This is a genomic window from Arthrobacter sp. UCD-GKA, assembly GCF_001863355.1.
GTDB lineage: Bacteria > Actinomycetota > Actinomycetes > Actinomycetales > Micrococcaceae > Paeniglutamicibacter.
In genome coordinates, this window is sequence record NZ_MOLR01000001.1 from 249,159 (window position 1) to 264,183 (window position 15,025).

A 15,025-nucleotide genomic window follows, 5' to 3' on the forward strand; every position below is an offset into this window, starting at 1 on the left:
GCTCGTGCGACGGCCATGGATCAGCGTTGCCGGGTCAGCGTCTTGGTGTACTGCACCTTCCCGTTGGCGTTGATCAGCTTCACCGTGAAGGCGGAGCCGTCGCCGGGAATCTCCACGTGGCCGAAGTACTGGTGCTCGCCCGAGCGCGGGGAAGCCATGGTGGGCCCCGCCTGCTGGAAGTCGACCCGCGGGCCGAAGGTTCCATCCAGCGCGTTGGGTCCAAAGGAGCCGGCGTTGATGGGCCCGGCCACGAATTCCCAGAACCCGTTGAAGTCCTTGAAGGCGGCGCGCTCGGGGGAGTAGTGGTGGGCCGCGCAATAGTGCACGTCTCCGGTCAGGAACACCACGTTCTTGATGTCGTGTTTCTTGATCTCCGACAGCAGGCGCGCCAGTTCCAACTCGCGGCCCAGCGGCTTGCCGTGCTCGGCGTTGGAGATCGACTCCTGCGCCTTCCCGTCGGGGACGATGAGCCCCAGCGGCAGGTCGTTGCCGATGACCTTCCACGTTGCGTCCGAGTCGCGCAGCGAGCGGATCAGCCACTGCAGCTGTTCCTCGCCCAGCAGGGCGGTTTCCTGCGTCTCCAGGCCAGCGGTGTTGGGGCCCTTGTGCGAGCGCATGTCCAGGGCGAACACGTCCAGGTGCGGCCCGCGGCGGACCTGCCGGTAGATGCGGGCAGCCTCGAACCCGGTGCCCGGGCGCAGCGCACGGACATCGGCGATCGGCATGTATTCCTGCCAGGCCCGGCGTCCGCGGGCAGCGAGGGTGTCCACCTCGCGCACGGTGTAGCGCGGGTCGTCGATGATCTCGCCGGGGTACCAGTTGTTCACCGTCTCGTGGTCGTCCCATTGGGCGATCACCGGGACCTGGGCATACATGGCCCGCAGGTTGGCATCCATCATGTTGTAGCGGTGGCGGCCACGGTACTCGTTGAGGGTCTCGGCGACCTTGGAGACCTCCTCGGTGATGACGTTGCGCCAAATGTTCCCGTCCGGCTCCGTCATCTCGGCGGACATCGGCCCGTCCGCGTAGATGGTGTCGCCCGAGTGCAGGAAGAAGTCCGGCTTGGTCGCGGCCATGGCCGCGTAGCCGCGCATCCCGCCGATCTCCTCGTTGATCCCGTAGCCCTGCCCGGCGGTGTCTGCGGTCCAGACGAAGCTCTGCGCCGCCGACTCGCGGTTGCGCCCCTTGCCGGGGGCCGGGGCGGTGCTGAAGGACCCGGTCCCGGTTTCGCTGCGCCGGCCGGACTCGTCCTCGAAGTACAGCTCCATGTTGAATCGCGTGCCCGCGGGCAGCCCGCGCGCATTGATCTTGGCCGTGAAGTCGGTACCGGCGTGCGCCTGCGATCCGGAAAGCGTCACCGTGCGGGCGAAGCGCCCCTTGAGCCGATCGCCCTGCTCGTCGGCGGCGCGCAGGGTGGCGTGCAGGCGCCCCGGTCCGGAGGCACGGGACCACAGGACGGCGGAATTCGTCGAGACATCCCCGGTGGAGATGCCCGAGGGCAGACTCAGGCGGCGGGCCGCCAGCGGCACGGCGAAGGGCCGCGGGGAGGCCAGGGCGGAAGGGGCAACGAACGAGGATGCGGCGAGGGCGGAGAGCGCCGCGGCGCCCTTGAGCAGCGAGCGGCGATCCGGGAGCGGGGAGGTATCCATGGGTTCCAGCCAACAGCACCCCGGAAACCGGAACCTTGCTCCGCGGTTAACGACCGCCCAACCTTGCCGGAACGGCCCGCCGCCGTGCCATGCGGAGCCAATACGTCGGCCACCTGCCGCCCGGTGGCAGGACGGCTCCATGAGCACAGCGCACGGGACCGGCGGGCAGCAAGCCACCAAGGACCTCGACGAACGTGCGGGGGAGCTGGCCTCCGGGTACGGCACGCTCGCGCTCGCCGGAGAACACGGTGCCCTGGCGGGGCGCACCCGGATCGAATACGTCCACGCCCGGTTGCCGGGAGCCGCCATGGGCTTCTACTCCACCGCCTCGGACATGGAGCCCGGCGCGGTGTCACGGTCGGGCAACAATGCCGGAGCAATCCGGCGTTCCTTCCGCGTGGATGGTGCCGCGCGCGGCCATCAGCATCTAGGCTATGACCCGTGTTAGCGCCCTCGCACCACGGCGGCGGAACCTGCAATCAAGGAGATGAACGACTCTTGAAGACGTCCAGAACGACTCGAGGTCCAAGGACCTGGCCCAGGGCGGTGATTGCCGCCATCATGGGCATGTTCCTGGTGTTCGGCGGTGCCGGCGCCGCCATGGCGGCCCCTGCCGACAACGGTGTCGAAGGCAAGACCTTTGTCATCGGCACAGACACCACCTTCGCCCCCTTCGAGTTCCGCGAGAACGGGGAACTGACCGGAATCGACATGGACCTGGTCCGCGCCATTGCCGAGGCGGAAGGCTTCAAGGTCGAGATCCGTTCCCTGGGATTCAACGCGGCATTGCAGGCACTGACCTCCAACCAGGTCGACGGTGTGATCGCCGGCATGTCGATCACCGACGAACGCAAGCAGGTCTACGACTTCTCGGAACCCTACTTCGAGTCCGGCATCCAGATGGCGGTCGCCAAGAACGACGACACCATCAAGGGCTATGAGGACCTCAAGGGCAAGACCGTGGTCGCCAAGACCGGGTCCGAGGGCGAGGCCTACGCCAAGTCGATTGCCGGGCAGTACGGTTTCACCGTCAAGTCCCTGGACCAGTCGGCAACCATGTACGAGTCCGTCAAGTCCGGTTCCGCCGTGGCCGTCTTCGACGACTACCCGGTGCTCGCCTACGGCGTGGCCCAGAACAACGGGCTGAAGACCGTCACCGACAAGGTCCCCGGCGGCTCCTACGGGTTCGCCGTGAACAAGGGCAAGAACACCGCACTGCTGGCCGCCTTCAACGACGGGCTGGCCAAGCTGAAGGCCGACGGCGACTACCAGAAGATCCTGGACAAGTACCTGGCCAATCCGACCGCCGCGCAACCCACCACCTTCCTGGACCTGCTGGGCAAGTCCTTCCCGGCCCTGATGAGCGGCCTGAAGAACACACTGGTGGTGACGATCATTTCCTTCGCCGTGGCCATGGCGATCGGCCTGTTGGCCGGATTCATGAAGATCTCCCACAACATCGTGCTGCGCGGCATCGCCACGACCTTCGTCAACATCTTCCGCGGCACCCCGCTGCTGCTGTGGGCCTTCATGTTCTACTTCGGCCTCCCGCAGCTGACCGGGCAGCCGATCAACATCTGGGTTGCCGGCGTGCTGACGCTGTCGCTGAACTCCGGCGCCTATGTAGCGGAGATCGTGCGCGGCGGCATCCAGTCCGTGGACCCCGGGCAGCTTGAGGCCTCGCGTTCGCTGGGCCTGGGCTACGGCAAGTCCATGCAGAAGGTCGTGGTCCCGCAGGCGTTCAAGATGATGACCCCGTCGCTGATCAACCAGCTGATCATCATGCTCAAGGATTCCTCGCTGCTGTTGGCCATCGGCTTTGCCGAGCTCCTGTACCAGGGCCAGCAGATCTACGCGGCGAACTTCCGCGTCACCGAGACCCTGCTGATCGTGGGCGTCATCTACTTCGTGGCCGTCATGGCCCTGACCAAACTGGCAAACTACGCCGATCGGAGGTTCAACAAGTGAGTGCATCACCGGTTGAAACACAAAAGCCAGCCAAGATCACCGTCAAGGGACTGCGCAAGTCCTTCGGCGCCAACGAGGTGCTCAAGGGCATCGACGTGGAAATCGCCGAGGGCGAGGTGGTGTGCGTGATCGGTCCCTCGGGCTCGGGCAAGTCCACGCTGTTGCGCTGCCTGAACAAGCTGGAGGAGATCTCCGCCGGCCATGTCATCGTCGACGGATTCGATGTCACCGACCCGAAGGTCGACATCAACGAGGTCCGCCGCCACGTGGGCATGGTCTTCCAGCACTTCAACCTCTTCCCGCACATGTCGGTGGCGGAGAACATCATGCTCGCCCCGGTGGAACTGAAGAAGGCCACCAGGGTCGAGGCCAGGGCCCAGGCCATGAAGCTGCTTGAGCGCGTGGGCCTGAAGGAGAAGGCGGACGCCCGCCCGGCATCGCTCTCCGGCGGCCAGAAGCAGCGTGTGGCCATCGCCCGCGCGCTGGCCATGAACCCCGGCATCATGCTCTTTGACGAGGCCACCAGCGCACTGGACCCGGAAATGGTCGGCGAGGTGCTCCAGGTCATCCGCGACCTGGCCGCCGAGGGCATGACCATGGTCCTGGTGACCCACGAGATGGGCTTCGCCAAGGAAATCGGGGACCGGGTGGTCTTCATGGCCGATGGCGTGGTCTGCGAATCGGGCCCGCCGGCCGAACTGTTCGGCAACCCGCAGCAGGACCGCACCAAGGAGTTCCTCTCCAAGGTCCTTTAGGCGGAGTCCTTCACGCATAAGGACGAAAGCCCGCGCTGCCCCTGCGGTTCCCTTTCCGGGATCCTGCGCGGCAACGCGGGCTTTCGTGTTTTCACCGGCGGTTGGCCGGATGGGTCACTTCTTCGTCCCTGGTTTCTGGCCGGTCTCGTATCCGACCCCGGGTTTGGGTTGGCCGATCAGCTGGCTGACGGTGACGAAATGGTAGCCCTGGGCCCCCAGGTCCTCGAGGATCTTCGGTACGGCATCGACCGTGGACTTGTGGATGTCGTGCATCAAGACAATGGAGCCGGGCTTGATGTCCTCGGCAGCCTTGACGGTCTTCTTGGTATTGCGGGTCTTCCAGTCCAGGGTGTCGTCGCTCCACAGCACCACGGGTACTGGCTGGGCCTTCTTCAGGCTTTCGGTAATCGTGCCGTAGGGGGGCCGCATCAGCGTCGGGGCGGCCCCTGTCGCTTGCTTGATGGCCTCGTCCGCCTTTCTGAGTTCGCGTTGGGCGGCGGCCGGGGACAGCTTGGCGAGGTCCTGGTGCGACCAGGTGTGGTTTCCGATTTCATGGCCGTTGGCCAATTCCTCCCGCACGACTTCGGGATATTTGGCGACGTCCTTGCCGATGAGGAAGAACGATGCCTTGGCGTTGTGCTTCTCCATGACATCGAGCAGCGACTCGGTGTAGGGACCGGGCCCATCGTCGAAAGTCAGGGCCACGCACTTGACCTCGGCGCAGTCCGGCCCCTCCGGGGTGCCGGTCACCTCTGGGGATTCCGTGGCTGCACCCTGTTCCGACGGCGCTTTCCCCGGAAGCCCCTGCCAGTGCGCACTGAGCGGGGCGCCGCAACCGGCCAAGGTGAGGGCGAGTGCCGGAGCAAGGATGAAACGTAAAGCCGTGGAGCGAGAAATCATGCTGGCCATCCTCTCAAACCAACCTGCGAGAATGCGCAAAGGGCCCCTGCTGCGGGCCGCCGCGCCGCGGCTTCCCGGGGGACGAGCGAATGGCACGGTTGGGTGTTTCCTTTTGTGACGCGAGGCGCATCTCACATCACTTGAAGATTCAAGTAAAGATGTGTCATGGTGGATTTGAGCTTGCGGACCGGATGAACCGGTCCGACGCGACCGACATCCACGACGATGTCTGGTTTGCTACGAAACGACAGAAGGATTTTCATGGATACTGCAGCAAAGAACCCCGCCTTGGCCATCGCCGCACGGACGATGCTTCGCGTCGTCATCGGCTTCCTCTTCGCGGCGCACGGCTGGCAGAAGTACTTCCAGTTCACCCTGGATGGGACCACCGCGGCGTTCGGCCAGATGGGCGTTCCCGCGGCCGGCGTGGTGGCACCCGTGGTGGCAACCCTTGAAATCGTGGGCGGCATCGCCCTGGTCCTCGGTGTGCTCACCCGCATCTTTGCCGCGCTGTTGACCGTGAACATGCTCGGCGCACTGTTCCTGGTGCACGCCCCGGCAGGCGTGTTCGTCGAGGCCGGCGGCTTCGAGCTCGTGCTCGCCCTGGCCGCGGGCGCAGCAGCCATCGCTCTGGTGGGCCCGGGACGCCTTTCCGTGGACAGGTTCATCCCGTCCCGCATTGCCGCCTAACAGGCATTCGCCAATCCACCCGGGACGCCCCGGGGCACCGGAATTCCCCGGTGCTCCGGGGCGTTCCTGCGTGCTGCCAAGGTATGGCAAGCGCTAGGTCCGGGCCCGTGCCGGCGCGGCCATGGCCCGGGCTGCGGGCACGGACCCGGCGAGCAACAGCGCCAGGGCAGCGACGCCCACGGCCGTCCTGGCGCTTGAATGGAAAGCGAAGGCGGCAATGGTCAGAGGACTGCTGGCAGCCATCATCCAGGCCGCCCACCGCGGAATGATCCGGCCCCGGCCCAGGATGACGCCAAGCATCACGTACGCGACCAGGTGGAAGGCGACGTAGACGACCAGGTAGGTGGACATGACCGCATCATTGGTGAATGTATCGAGCAACGCGCCGTTTTCCCTGGCGCCCGGATGCCGCGTCATGGCCCGGGCCAGGTCGTCCAGGGCCGTGAGCGCCGAGAACGGCAGCCATCCCAGCACCCCCAGCAGCCCGGCGCCGAGGGCGAGCCGCGGGTTGCGCCGGTACCCCAAGTAACCCAGGCCCGCAGCGCCGACCGGCAGGAGGAACGAGGCCAGCACGAATGCCGCCAGGTGCATCGCGTTGCCCGCCGGATTCGCCGCTGCATTCGCAGCTATGGTGGCAGGTCCCGAGTCGTGGATGGCCGGCGCCAGAAGGCCTCCGAGCAGATAACCCAGCGGCCCGCCAACGATCGCCACGACCACGGGTATCCGCAGCAACCGCTCGGTCCCGCTCATGCCTTGAACGCCCATAGCTCCATGCTATTCCCGCCCGCGGACCGGGGGCGCGGGGCGGAATCGGCAGGCCCTGGCCGGTGCGTCCGATCGCTGTGTGGCTCCGACCGGCACCGGGAGGGCCAGGGCTTGTGCCGGAAAGCGGGCCTGGCGACCTTGCCGGTGAATGCTGCGCGGTTCGGCACCGTCGAATCGGCAAGCGCCCTGGATGTCGCCCTGATGCGGTGCCAGGGTGATTTCCTAGGCAGCGACGTTTGCCGGTGTTTGCTCGGGGTGATGGCCTTCCGCAGCGCCCGCAGCGCCCGCAGCGCCCGCAGCGCCCGCAGCGCTCGCGGTCCCCGCGGACAGTGTTGCCCCGGTAGCAGCGTGCGGTGGCTTGGTGCTTGCGTTGGAACCGATGATCGCACCCGCAGCGATGGCGGCGGCCAGGGCGATGGCGCCCAGGACCCATGGCCACTGTCTTTGCTTTCGGGCTGTGAGGTCGTCGGTGTCGGGTCTGGCGTCGGGATCTGTGCTGGTCACGGGGAAGGCTTCCTTTTGGTGCGGGAATGTGCGAGTACTGGCTGCTCGGGAACCGGGGGATTGCGCTCTCGCGCCGGCGAACTGCTCAATGGGGGCGATAGCGACCGGTGATGAACCATTGTGTTCCGTCGGAAAGGGCCCGCGCGACGGGTCGGTCACAGGATGGCATGCAACGACTTTTTGCGTCATCTGCGCGTGGGGATTCTGCGCCGCGCCTTCATCCGCCAGGCGGCTGCGGCCTGGTTGCCGACTTTCTTCGTCATGTTCGGGCGGCGTTGTGCGTTGGCGTGCTCAAGGCCGCGGCGGCAGGTGTCCCGTTTCATTGCAAGTGAGGCAAAGTGGAGGATCCGTTGGCTCGAGGGTGTTTTTAGTTGATGTTCATTTGTTGAGGTCGGCTGGTGTTGGAATCGTTGATTCAGGTGCCCTCGTTTGGTTCCATCCAATCGAGGAGAGGGCTAATGCCTCGGATGCAATGAAACGGAAAGGTGTTTGCCTCGGGTGTAGTGAGATTGCCCCACCTGTAATGAGACAGGACAAAAGCAGTCAAAACCGCGCCAGCGATTGACGAAAAGACGGCAGGACGCATATATTGAACGAACGGTCAGTAAATAATTCTTTGTCACAGTGAGGTGAGCACTATGGCTGCACAGCAAGAAAGCGGCGGATCGCTATCCGCGGTACTTTCTCCTGAGGAGCAAGCAGGGCAGGATCGGTTCAACCAGATCATTGCCGACGATTCGCGCATCGAACCGCGCGACTGGATGCCCGAGGCATACCGCAAGACCTTGACGCGGCAGATGTCGCAGCACGCGCACTCCGAGATCATTGGCATGCAGCCAGAGGCCAACTGGATCACCCGGGCACCGTCGCTGAAGCGCAAGGCAATCCTGATGGCCAAGGTGCAGGATGAAGCGGGCCACGGACTGTACCTGTACTCGGGCACCGAGACCCTGGGCACCCCGCGCGACGTGCTCAACGAGCAGCTGATGACGGGCAAGGCCAAGTACTCCTCGATCTTCAACTACCCGGCACGCTCCTGGGCCGACATGGGCGCGATCGGCTGGCTGGTCGACGGCGCAGCCATCGCCAACCAGGTGCCGCTGTGCCGCGCTTCCTACGGCCCGTACGGCCGGGCCATGGTGCGCATCTGCAAGGAGGAATCCTTCCACCAGCGCCAGGGGTTCGAGATCCTGCTGGAGCTGGCCAACGGCACCGAAGCCCAGAAGAAGATGGCACAGGATGCCATCAACCGTTTCTACGCCCCGTCGCTGATGATGTTCGGACCACCGGATTCCGATTCCCCGAACTCGGGCCAGTCCACCGCGTGGAAGATCAAGCGCTTCTCCAACGACGAATTGCGCCAGCGCTTCGTGGGCATGATCGCCGAGCAGGTCAAGGTCCTGGGCCTGACCCTTCCCGACCCGGAGCTGCGTTTTGATGCGGAAACCGGGACTTGGATCCACATGGAACTGGACTGGGTCGAGTTCAAGGCCGTCATCGCCGGCAACGGGCCCTGCAACGCGCAGCGCCTGCAGCGCCGCCGCGATGCCCACAACGAAGGCGCCTGGGTGCGCGAAGCTGCCGCGGCGTACGCGGCAAAGATGGCTCGAAAGACCGAGGTTGCATAAATCATGACCGAAACACACGGCACCTGGCCGCTCTGGGAAGTATTCGTCCGTTCCTCCCGCGGACTCTCGCACGTCCACGCCGGTTCGCTGCACGCACCGGATGCGGAGATGGCGCTGAAGAACGCCCGGGACCTGTACACCCGCCGCAACGAGGGCATTTCGCTCTGGGTCGTGGCCAGCACCGACATCATCGCCTCGGACCCCGACGCCAAGGGCATGTACTTCGAGTCCCCGCAGGGCAAGGACTACCGCCACGCAACGTACTACACCAAGAGTGAGGGCGTGAAGCACCTGTGAGCGCACACGACATCGACCATTCGCTGGACTCCTTCGGCGACTCCACGGCCTCGGCCACCCGCGTCACCCCGGGCAACGCGCTGCGCCCCGAGGACATTGCCATCGCGCAGGACAAGCCATCCGAGCAGGTCGCCGAATATGCGCTGCGCCTGGGCGACGACGCCCTGATCCTGGCCCAGCGGCTCTCGCACTGGATCTCGCGCGGACCGGAGATCGAGGAAGACATTGCCCTGGGCAACATCGCCCTGGACCAGCTGGGCCACGCCCGCTCCTTCCTTTCCTACGCCGCCAAGGCCTGGGACAAGACCGAGGACGATTTGGCCTACTGGCGCGAGGAAGAGGAATTCCGCTCGCTGCACATCGTCGAACAGCCCAACGGCGACTTCGGCGTGACCATTGTGCGCCAGTTGATCATCTCCATCTACCAGCACCTGCTCTACACGGCGTTGCTGGAATCGAGCGACGAGACCATCGCGGCGATTTCCGCCAAGGCCGTCAAGGAGGTCGACTACCACCGCGACCACGCCATCGCCTGGACCCTTCGTCTGGGCCTCGGCACCGAGGAATCGGCCCGGCGGATGCGCCATGCCCTGGACATCCTCTGGCCCTACGTGGGGGAGATGTTCGAGGACGAGGAACTGCACACCGCCCTGGGCGACGTCGCCGTGGCCCCTTCCTCGCTGCGCGCCGCCTGGGACGAAGAGTTCACGGCCGTGCTGAAGGACGCCGAACTCGAGCTGCCCACCGTTCCGTTCGCGATGGCCCGAGGACGGCGCGGCGAGCACTCCGAACACCTCGGCTTCATCCTGGCCGAGATGCAGGTGCTGGCGCGCAAGCACCCCGGCGCCACCTGGTAAGCAAAGGACACAAGAAATGACTGCCACCATCACCGAGCTTCGCGAGATCGCCTCGCGCGTCACCGACCCCGAAATCCCGGTGCTCACCATCGCGGATTTGGGGATCCTGCGGGACGTGGAACTGGCGGGCGACACCGTGGTCGTCACCATCACCCCCACGTACTCGGGATGCCCGGCGATGGATGCAATCACCGAGGACCTCGGCACCGTCTTCAGGGAATCCGGGTACCGGGACGTGAAGGTCAACCTGGTCCTGTCCCCGGCCTGGAGCACCGACTGGATGACCGAGTCGGGCAAATCCAAGCTCCAGGCCTACGGCATTGCCCCGCCCACGGGCACCGGCCACCGCGGCCCGGTGACCCTGGGGCTGGCCGTGAAGTGCCCGCAATGCCATTCGCTCAATACCAAGGAACTTTCCCGTTTCGGTTCCACTGCCTGCAAGTCCATGTACCAATGCAAGGACTGCCTGGAACCCTTCGACTACTTCAAGGTGCTCTCATGACAGACACGACTGCCTCCCTGCCCGCCAACGAGGGCATCGATCCAGAGGTCCCGGGCCGACGCCGGACCACCTTCCACACCCTGGAGGTCTCCGAGGTCCGCCGGCTCACCGCCGACGCCATCGAAGTGACCTTCGCGGTCCCCGCGGCGCTGCAGGGCCAGTACGACTACCTGCCGGGCCAGTACGTGGCCCTGCGCAAGGAACTGGAGGACGCCGACGGCAACCTCGTGGAGCTGCGCCGCAGCTACTCGATCTGCGCCGAGCCGACCGCCGGGGAAATTCATGTGGCCATCAAGCGCGACATCGGCGGCATCTTCTCCACCTGGGCCAACGAGTCCCTCGTGGCCGGCGACACCATGGACGTCATGAGCCCCACCGGCGGCTTCATCTCCAAGCACAAGATGAACGGGATGAACGACCCCGGGGACATCGACGTGGAAAACGAGGACACCTTCGTGGCGGTTGCCGCCGGCTCGGGCATCACCCCGGTCATGGCGATCGCCCGCACGGTGCTGGCCGCCAACAAGAACGTCCACTTTGACCTGATCTACGCGAACAAGGCCGCCATGGACGTGATGTTCCTGGAGGAACTGGCCGACTTGAAGGACCGCTACCCGGCCCGCTTTGCCCTGCACCACGTGCTGAGCCGCGAACAGCGAATCTCCCCGCTGCTCTCGGGCCGCATCGATGCCGAGAAGCTGAACAAGTTGCTCGGCGCGGTCATCCGCACCGACCAGGTCGACGAATGGTTCCTCTGCGGGCCCTTCGAGCTGGTCCAGCTGGTGCGCGACAACCTCGCCGCCCAGGGCGTCCCGGCCGAGAAGGTCCGCTACGAGCTGTTCACCACCGGCGAGCCGCACCGCCCCGAGGGAAACATCGGACGCCCGGTGCTGATCGACGAGTCCGACGAGACCTACCAGATCGCGTTCAAGCTCGACGGGCTGCAGGGCGAGGTCAAGAGCCCGGTCAAGGCGCGCGAAACCATCCTGAACGCCGCGCTGCGGGTCCGCCCGGACGTCCCGTTCGCCTGTGCCGGCGGGGTCTGCGGAACCTGCCGCGCCAAGGTCGTCGAGGGTTCGGTGGACATGGACGAGAACTACGCACTGGAACCCGACGAAGTCGAAAAGGGCTACGTGCTCACCTGCCAGTCCCGCCCCACCACCGAACGCGTGCTGGTCGACTACGACGCCTAGAAATAACCACATCGGCAAGGATCCATCCGCGAGGCGCGGGTGGATCCTTGCCGCAGGACCCGAGAAACCCCAGTGAACGGACCGAAGATGATTGAACTGAACATCACCGGCGGCGTGGCAGAGATCGTGCTCAATGCCCCCGAAAAGATGAACTCGCTGAACGAAGCCGCGCTGGCGGAACTGGAAGCCGCCTACGACAAGGCCGCCGAGGGCGTCGAAACCGGCCAGGTGCGCGCCCTGCTGCTGCGCGGCGAGGGCCGCGGCTTCTGCGCCGGGCGCGACATCTCCGGGGTCGTCCCGGCGGACGACGACGTCATGGGCTACCTCGGCGGGAAGGTGCAGCCGCTGCTGGCCAAGATGTCCTCCTTCCCGGCACCCACCTTCGCCGCCGTGCAGGGCGCCTGCCTCGGGGTCGGGCTGGGCCTGGCCATCGCCACCGACGTTGTCTACGTAGCGGAGAACGCGAAGATCGGTTCCCCCTTCGCCAACCTGGGCGCGACCCTGGATTCGGGAGGACACTGGCTGTTCACCGAGCGACTGGGCACGCACCGCACGCTGGATTTGATCTACACCGCCGAGCTCATCAGCGGCGCCGACGCCGTGGCCTCCGGGCTCTTCTCCCGGGCCATGCCGGCGGAGTCCCTGCTGGAAACCACGCGCGAGATCGTCGCGAAGGTCGCGACCGGAGCCACCGGCGCGTTCCGTGCCTCGAAGGAACTGGTCGCCGAAATCCGCGACGCCCGCCTGGGACTGTGGGACTCGATGGCCAACGAGAACCAGGCCCAGGCCGACCTCTGCGCGACCGAGGACTACGCCGAGGGATTCGCGGCCTTCCAGGAAAAGCGGAAGCCCGCCTTCAAGGGCTGATTTTCCGGATTGAATCGAAGCGGTGCCCCTGCGACGAACGGGGGGCGTCGCTTTGTCCGGCAGGGCACGCTCTGATCGCCATGATTGCCTTGGCCCGGTGAACCCGGTACTCGTGGCAGATGCATGCCTCATCGGGACACCGGAAGCCGTACTCGGTCACCGGACGAGGTCGCTTGGAAAAATTCAGAGTAGCAACGCAGCATAGCCATGGATAGGCGACCAGACATTGGTTTGGTTGCGCCATGTCCATGTTCGCGCTGGACGCGGCGCTTGCCCACTGCGGCAACCAGGTGGGCCACCTTGGAGACATGGACATGGCCTCCGCGGGAGCCCATGGAAAGCGCCATGTGGCAGACAACCCATGCCTTCTCGAGGTCGGGAAGGTATGGGAAGCAAGGTAGGTGGCACCTGCAAGCAGGCGCACCACGCCATCCAGGTTCAATCAAGCGGCACTACCGCAAGCCATCGATCTGGCCACAGGCGGGACGGCTGCCTTGCGGTGCTGCTACCTGCAGAGTGGCTCTCAATCCGTCATGCGGATGCGTCTATGACCATCCAGGGGTTGTACCCAGAGGCAGTCGCGCCGGGCCTGGGCTTCCGAAAACCAAACCCGCTGTGGAACGGTCCGGGTTGCCACCAACGCGGTCGAACTGACATGCTCAATGCCATGCGTCCCAACCCGATCGTCATCCTGAGCATCGTTGTCACCCTTGCCGCAAACATCGCGTTGGACACGTTTACGGATGTTCCCATGCTGATTCGTTGGACTCTATCGGTTGGCCTTGGGCTGCTCGCCACCCTCGCACTGAGCAAGTGGTCCCAACGCCGGAAAAGCCGGCGTAACAACGATGCATTGGACCGCCCGTAGGTCGGCGACGGAACAAACCTCCAGGAGCGGGCATGCCGAGGTCGAAGCGTCGCAACGTCCTCGACCCGGTGGCGACCACGGATCCGTCGGGTGCCGTGTAGAACGAAAACGTCGTCCCCGACCTCACCTTGAACTTCGCAGCCCATCGGCCCGCCGCGTTCCCTGTGGGAGTTGTGTCGGATTTTTTCGTTCCAACAGGGGTCCCCGGGACCAGGTTATTCCGACTCGGCGGCCTCGCCGGGAGGAAGCCGCCGAGAACTCCTCCCGGCAGTTCGAAAAGAACCAAGGCCTCTCGCGGGAAGCGCCAGAAACCGTGCCACAGGGCATCCTGGATTCCCGTCCTCCGCACGTGGGCAGCGGCCTGTGGGACGGGAGTCTTCGTGGAGGGTGTGGGCTCGAACCGAATCCTGGCGGGGATGATGATCGGTCACATAGGTGCAGGTGATCGTTCTTCGTGCAACATTGGAACAATGTCACCATTCGCCTTGTCCACGTCCCCAGTCATCCCCGATGCCGAGATCCTCTCGCTGTACGACTCTGTTGGCTGGACGGCCTACACCAAGAGCCCGGATGTGCTCCTCCAGGCGATCAAGAGTTCTTCCTTTGTCGTATCTGCCTGGAGCGAGGGCGGCAAGCTGGTTGGTCTCGCCCGGACGATTTCCGACGATGCAACGATCTGCTACCTCCAAGACATCCTGGTTCATCCGGACCTTCACCGAACCGGCGTGGGGCGTGCCCTCTTTGAGCAGGTGCTGGAGCGATACGACCACGTACGCCAAATGGTGCTCATCACGGACGACGAGCCACAGCAACGTGCCTTCTACGAGTCCATGGGGTTGACCGAAGGCGCCGATTTCAGCGGTCGACCGGTGCGTGTCTTCGCCAGGTTCCGCTAGCGGCGGGTCGAACCAAAGCCAAGGCTTCTGCGCGTCAAGGTCTGAACGGTGAGGTGCATCCGGACCGATTGGGAGGCCTGTGTCGGCCGGCCTGTGGCAGGATTGAACGATGCATCCCGAGTGGTTCGATAGGCCAGGTGGGGAACCCGTGGAGCTGTGTGCGGGCGATCCATTGTGGCCGGAAGCGGCGGCGGAATGGGCGGTCCGCATCCGAAGCGCGATCTTGCCAACGCTCGCGACAGTGGAGCATGTGGGCTCGACAGCGGTCCCTGGGCTGGTTGCCAAGCCGGTGCTCGACCTCCAAGTAGCAGTGCCCGACATAACCCACGAGGCTGCCTACCGTCCCGGCCTGGAATCGCTCGGCCTCGTGCTCCGGCAGCGTGCTTCCGAGCACCGTTTCTTCCGCCCGCCGGCCGGAGAACCTCGGACAGTGCACGTGCACGTCTGCGGGAGCGGGTCAGCTTGGGAGCGAGACCACTTGCGTTTCCGCGACCGGCTTCGAGCCGATCCCGCTCTTGCCGCCCGATACGCCGCGCTGAAACGCAGTCTCGCCGGTCAGGTTGGCCACGATCGGTTTGCCTACAACGACGGCAAGTCGCAATTTATCGCGGATGCCATTGCCCAGCGGTAGCCATCTCAAAACGGTGCTCCCGGTGGCCGATCGAAGTGGTGCGCGCTCCTTGGCG

At 65.2% G+C, this 15,025-nt stretch carries 17 protein-coding genes; 13 read left to right on the plus strand and 4 right to left on the minus strand.

Going from position 1 to position 15,025, the window contains the following annotated elements; translation table 11 throughout:
• Window positions 1-20: 20 nt before the first annotated feature.
• A complete protein-coding gene (locus BLJ79_RS01145; protein ID WP_071212825.1) occupies window positions 21-1,649 on the minus strand; it encodes an alkaline phosphatase D family protein in 1,629 nt (542 codons plus the stop codon).
• Between the two features lie 139 nt (window positions 1,650-1,788).
• Between BLJ79_RS01145 and BLJ79_RS01150 the strand changes: the two genes are divergently transcribed.
• The 3 genes from BLJ79_RS01150 (at window position 1,789) to BLJ79_RS01160 (ending at window position 4,372) form a co-directional block, all read left to right on the plus strand.
• Window positions 1,789-2,097, plus strand: a complete 309-nt coding sequence (locus tag BLJ79_RS01150) for a hypothetical protein (protein WP_071212826.1) — start codon at window positions 1,789-1,791, stop codon at window positions 2,095-2,097.
• A 113-nt stretch (window positions 2,098-2,210) separates the two neighbouring features.
• Window positions 2,211-3,617 carry an amino acid ABC transporter substrate-binding protein/permease gene (locus BLJ79_RS01155; RefSeq protein WP_071213226.1) on the plus strand — a complete coding sequence of 469 codons (1,407 nt, stop codon included), beginning with the start codon at window positions 2,211-2,213 and terminating at the stop codon, window positions 3,615-3,617.
• Window positions 3,614-4,372, plus strand: coding sequence for an amino acid ABC transporter ATP-binding protein (locus BLJ79_RS01160; protein ID WP_071212827.1), 759 nt, complete (start codon window positions 3,614-3,616; stop codon window positions 4,370-4,372). The genes BLJ79_RS01155 and BLJ79_RS01160 overlap by 4 nt, the downstream gene beginning before the upstream one ends.
• A 114-nt stretch (window positions 4,373-4,486) precedes the next feature.
• Here the strand turns inward: BLJ79_RS01160 and BLJ79_RS01165 are convergent, their stop codons facing one another.
• Window positions 4,487-5,122 carry a polysaccharide deacetylase family protein gene (locus BLJ79_RS01165; protein WP_286135226.1) on the minus strand — a complete coding sequence of 212 codons (636 nt, stop codon included), beginning with the start codon at window positions 5,120-5,122 and terminating at the stop codon, window positions 4,487-4,489.
• Between the two features lie 411 nt (window positions 5,123-5,533).
• Between BLJ79_RS01165 and BLJ79_RS01170 the strand changes: the two genes are divergently transcribed.
• Window positions 5,534-5,962, plus strand: coding sequence for a DoxX family protein (locus tag BLJ79_RS01170; protein WP_071212829.1), 429 nt, complete (start codon window positions 5,534-5,536; stop codon window positions 5,960-5,962).
• A 93-nt stretch (window positions 5,963-6,055) separates the two neighbouring features.
• Here the strand turns inward: BLJ79_RS01170 and BLJ79_RS01175 are convergent, their stop codons facing one another.
• Both BLJ79_RS01175 and BLJ79_RS22725 read right to left on the minus strand, forming a co-directional pair.
• Window positions 6,056-6,712 carry a DUF4386 family protein gene (locus BLJ79_RS01175; protein WP_071212830.1) on the minus strand — a complete coding sequence of 219 codons (657 nt, stop codon included), beginning with the start codon at window positions 6,710-6,712 and terminating at the stop codon, window positions 6,056-6,058.
• A 237-nt stretch (window positions 6,713-6,949) separates the two neighbouring features.
• A complete protein-coding gene (locus BLJ79_RS22725; protein WP_139194662.1) occupies window positions 6,950-7,231 on the minus strand; it encodes a hypothetical protein in 282 nt (93 codons plus the stop codon).
• Between the two features lie 638 nt (window positions 7,232-7,869).
• On the opposite strand from BLJ79_RS22725, the gene paaA reads away from it, so the two are divergent.
• The 9 genes from paaA (at window position 7,870) to BLJ79_RS01220 (ending at window position 14,970) form a co-directional block, all read left to right on the plus strand.
• Window positions 7,870-8,859 (plus strand): 1,2-phenylacetyl-CoA epoxidase subunit PaaA, encoded by a 990-nt coding sequence (gene paaA, locus BLJ79_RS01180; RefSeq protein WP_071212831.1) that lies wholly within the window; start codon window positions 7,870-7,872, stop codon window positions 8,857-8,859.
• 3 nt (window positions 8,860-8,862) lie between these two features.
• Window positions 8,863-9,156: a 1,2-phenylacetyl-CoA epoxidase subunit PaaB gene (gene paaB / locus BLJ79_RS01185; protein ID WP_071212832.1), complete on the plus strand. Its 294-nt coding sequence runs from the start codon at window positions 8,863-8,865 to the stop codon at window positions 9,154-9,156.
• Window positions 9,153-10,013 (plus strand): 1,2-phenylacetyl-CoA epoxidase subunit PaaC, encoded by an 861-nt coding sequence (paaC, locus tag BLJ79_RS01190; protein WP_071212833.1) that lies wholly within the window; start codon window positions 9,153-9,155, stop codon window positions 10,011-10,013. The genes paaB and paaC overlap by 4 nt, the downstream gene beginning before the upstream one ends.
• A 16-nt stretch (window positions 10,014-10,029) precedes the next feature.
• Window positions 10,030-10,515 carry a 1,2-phenylacetyl-CoA epoxidase subunit PaaD gene (gene paaD, locus BLJ79_RS01195; RefSeq protein WP_071212834.1) on the plus strand — a complete coding sequence of 162 codons (486 nt, stop codon included), beginning with the start codon at window positions 10,030-10,032 and terminating at the stop codon, window positions 10,513-10,515.
• Complete coding sequence (gene paaE, locus BLJ79_RS01200; RefSeq protein WP_071212835.1) at window positions 10,512-11,708, plus strand: 1,2-phenylacetyl-CoA epoxidase subunit PaaE; 1,197 nt, start codon at window positions 10,512-10,514, stop codon at window positions 11,706-11,708. Before paaD ends, paaE begins: the two co-directional genes overlap by 4 nt.
• 87 nt (window positions 11,709-11,795) lie before the next feature.
• On the plus strand, window positions 11,796-12,575 hold the full coding sequence (locus BLJ79_RS01205; RefSeq protein ID WP_071213227.1) for an enoyl-CoA hydratase/isomerase family protein: 780 nt from the start codon (window positions 11,796-11,798) through the stop codon (window positions 12,573-12,575).
• 547 nt (window positions 12,576-13,122) lie between these two features.
• Window positions 13,123-13,443, plus strand: coding sequence for a hypothetical protein (locus BLJ79_RS01210; RefSeq protein ID WP_139194663.1), 321 nt, complete (start codon window positions 13,123-13,125; stop codon window positions 13,441-13,443).
• A gap of 470 nt (window positions 13,444-13,913) precedes the next feature.
• The gene (locus BLJ79_RS01215) at window positions 13,914-14,339 is read left to right on the plus strand and encodes a GNAT family N-acetyltransferase (RefSeq protein WP_071212837.1); all 426 of its coding nucleotides are present in this window, start codon (window positions 13,914-13,916) and stop codon (window positions 14,337-14,339) included.
• Window positions 14,340-14,448: 109 nt separating this feature from the next.
• Window positions 14,449-14,970, plus strand: coding sequence for a GrpB family protein (locus BLJ79_RS01220; RefSeq protein ID WP_071212838.1), 522 nt, complete (start codon window positions 14,449-14,451; stop codon window positions 14,968-14,970).
• Window positions 14,971-15,025: the final 55 nt, after the last annotated feature.

Coding starts and splice junctions, on each gene's coding strand:
- BLJ79_RS01175 (WP_071212830.1), bottom strand. CDS start 6,712: ATGAGCGGGACCGAGCGGTTGCTGCGGATACCCGTGGTCGTGGCGATC.
- BLJ79_RS01155 (WP_071213226.1), top strand. CDS start 2,211: ATGGGCATGTTCCTGGTGTTCGGCGGTGCCGGCGCCGCCATGGCGGCC.
- BLJ79_RS01145 (WP_071212825.1), bottom strand. CDS start 1,649: ATGGATACCTCCCCGCTCCCGGATCGCCGCTCGCTGCTCAAGGGCGCC.
- paaB (WP_071212832.1), top strand. CDS start 8,863: ATGACCGAAACACACGGCACCTGGCCGCTCTGGGAAGTATTCGTCCGT.
- paaA (WP_071212831.1), top strand. CDS start 7,870: ATGGCTGCACAGCAAGAAAGCGGCGGATCGCTATCCGCGGTACTTTCT.
- BLJ79_RS01170 (WP_071212829.1), top strand. CDS start 5,534: ATGGATACTGCAGCAAAGAACCCCGCCTTGGCCATCGCCGCACGGACG.
- BLJ79_RS01220 (WP_071212838.1), top strand. CDS start 14,449: ATGCATCCCGAGTGGTTCGATAGGCCAGGTGGGGAACCCGTGGAGCTG.
- paaE (WP_071212835.1), top strand. CDS start 10,512: ATGACAGACACGACTGCCTCCCTGCCCGCCAACGAGGGCATCGATCCA.
- paaD (WP_071212834.1), top strand. CDS start 10,030: ATGACTGCCACCATCACCGAGCTTCGCGAGATCGCCTCGCGCGTCACC.
- BLJ79_RS01215 (WP_071212837.1), top strand. CDS start 13,914: ATGTCACCATTCGCCTTGTCCACGTCCCCAGTCATCCCCGATGCCGAG.
- BLJ79_RS01210 (WP_139194663.1), top strand. CDS start 13,123: ATGACCATCCAGGGGTTGTACCCAGAGGCAGTCGCGCCGGGCCTGGGC.
- BLJ79_RS01150 (WP_071212826.1), top strand. CDS start 1,789: ATGAGCACAGCGCACGGGACCGGCGGGCAGCAAGCCACCAAGGACCTC.
- BLJ79_RS01205 (WP_071213227.1), top strand. CDS start 11,796: ATGATTGAACTGAACATCACCGGCGGCGTGGCAGAGATCGTGCTCAAT.